Origin of the sequence: Thalassolituus marinus, assembly GCF_020320395.1 — a bacterium.
Lineage (GTDB): Bacteria > Pseudomonadota > Gammaproteobacteria > Pseudomonadales > Oceanobacteraceae > Venatoribacter > Venatoribacter marinus.
The window spans coordinates 1-2,012 of sequence record NZ_JAEDAH010000012.1 but is presented as its reverse complement, the minus strand read 5'-3'; the positions used below and the strand labels follow the sequence as shown (position 1 = coordinate 2,012).

The following is a 2,012-nucleotide window of genomic DNA, read 5'->3' as shown; positions in this document are numbered from 1 at the left end:
GAGGCGAACCGGGAGAACTGAAACATCTAAGTACCCCGAGGAAAAGAAATCAACCGAGATTCCCTGAGTAGTGGCGAGCGAAAGGGGACCAGCCCTTAAGCCAATTTGTAGTTAGCAGAACGCTCTGGAAAGTGCGGCCATAGTGGGTGATAGCCCCGTATGCGAAAACTTATTTTTGGTGAAATCGAGTAGGTCGGGACACGTGTTATCCTGACTGAACATGGGGGGACCATCCTCCAAGGCTAAATACTCCCAGATGACCGATAGTGAACCAGTACCGTGAGGGAAAGGCGAAAAGAACCCCTGTGAGGGGAGTGAAATAGAACCTGAATCCGTGTACGTACAAGCAGTGGGAGCCGACTTAGTTCGGTGACTGCGTACCTTTTGTATAATGGGTCAGCGACTTATATTCAGTGGCGAGGTTAAGCGTATAGCGGAGCCGTAGGGAAACCGAGTGTTAACTGCGCGTTCAGTCGCTGGGTATAGACCCGAAACCGGGCGATCTATCCATGAGCAGGTTGAAGGTTGAGTAACATCAACTGGAGGACCGAACCCACTCCCGTTGAAAAGGTAGGGGATGACTTGTGGATAGGAGTGAAAGGCTAATCAAGCCCGGAGATAGCTGGTTCTCCTCGAAAGCTATTTAGGTAGCGCCTCGTGTCTAACCATGGGGGGTAGAGCACTGTTAAGGCTAGGGGGTCATCCCGACTTACCAACCCTTTGCAAACTCCGAATACCCATGAGTTCAATCACGGGAGACACACGGCGGGTGCTAACGTCCGTCGTGAAAAGGGAAACAACCCAGACCGTCAGCTAAGGTCCCAAAGTTACAGTTAAGTGGGAAACGATGTGGGAAGGCTAAAACAGCTAGGAGGTTGGCTTAGAAGCAGCCACCCTTTAAAGAAAGCGTAATAGCTCACTAGTCGAGTCGGCCTGCGCGGAAGATATAACGGGGCTCAAACTGTACACCGAAGCTACGGATGCAATTTATTGCATGGTAGAGGAGCGTTCTGTAAGCCGTTGAAGGTCAAGGTGTGAACCAGGCTGGAGGTATCAGAAGTGCGAATGCTGACATGAGTAACGACAAAGGGGGTGAAAAACCCCCTCGCCGGAAACCCAAGGGTTCCTGTCCAACGTTAATCGGGGCAGGGTGGTCGGCCCCTAAGGCGAGGCAGAAATGCGTAGTCGATGGGAAGCAGGTTAATATTCCTGCACCTCTTTATAATGCGATGGGGGGACGGAGAAGGCTAGGCCAGCACGGCGTTGGTTGTCCGTGTTTAAGCATGTAGGCTGGGAACTTAGGCAAATCCGGGTTCCTAAAGCTGAGACGTGATGACGGTGACTCTACGGAGTCCGAAGTGGTCGATGCCATGCTTCCAGGAAAAGCCTCTAAGCTTCAGTTATAAAGAGACCGTACCCGAAACCGACACAGGTGGGTAGGTAGAGAATACCAAGGCGCTTGAGAGAACTCGGGTGAAGGAACTAGGCAAAATGGCACCGTAACTTCGGGAGAAGGTGCGCCGGTTTTGGTGAAGGACTTGCTCCGTAAGCTGAGACCGGTCGAAGATACCAGGTGGCTGCAACTGTTTATTAAAAACATAGCACTCTGCAAACACGAAAGTGGACGTATAGGGTGTGACGCCTGCCCGGTGCCGGAAGGTTAATTGATGGGGTTAGGGTAACCGAAGCTCTTGATCGAAGCCCCGGTAAACGGCGGCCGTAACTATAACGGTCCTAAGGTAGCGAAATTCCTTGTCGGGTAAGTTCCGACCTGCACGAATGGCGTAATGATGGTCACACTGTCTCCACCCGAGACTCAGTGAAATTGAATTCGCAGTTAAGATGCTGCGTTCCCGCGGCTAGACGGAAAGACCCCGTGAACCTTTACTATAGCTTCACAGTGAACTTTGAATTGGCTTGTGTAGGATAGCTGGGAGGCTTTGAAGCCGAGACGCCAGTCTCGGTGGAGCCAATCTTGAAATACCAGCCTGGTCAATTTGGGGTTCTAACTC

General features: G+C 51.6%; 1 rRNA gene. It reads left to right on the top strand.

Features of this window, described 5'->3' with window-relative positions:
- Positions 1-2,012: ribosomal RNA gene (locus I9W95_RS02940) — 23S ribosomal RNA — on the top strand; the annotation flags it as partial.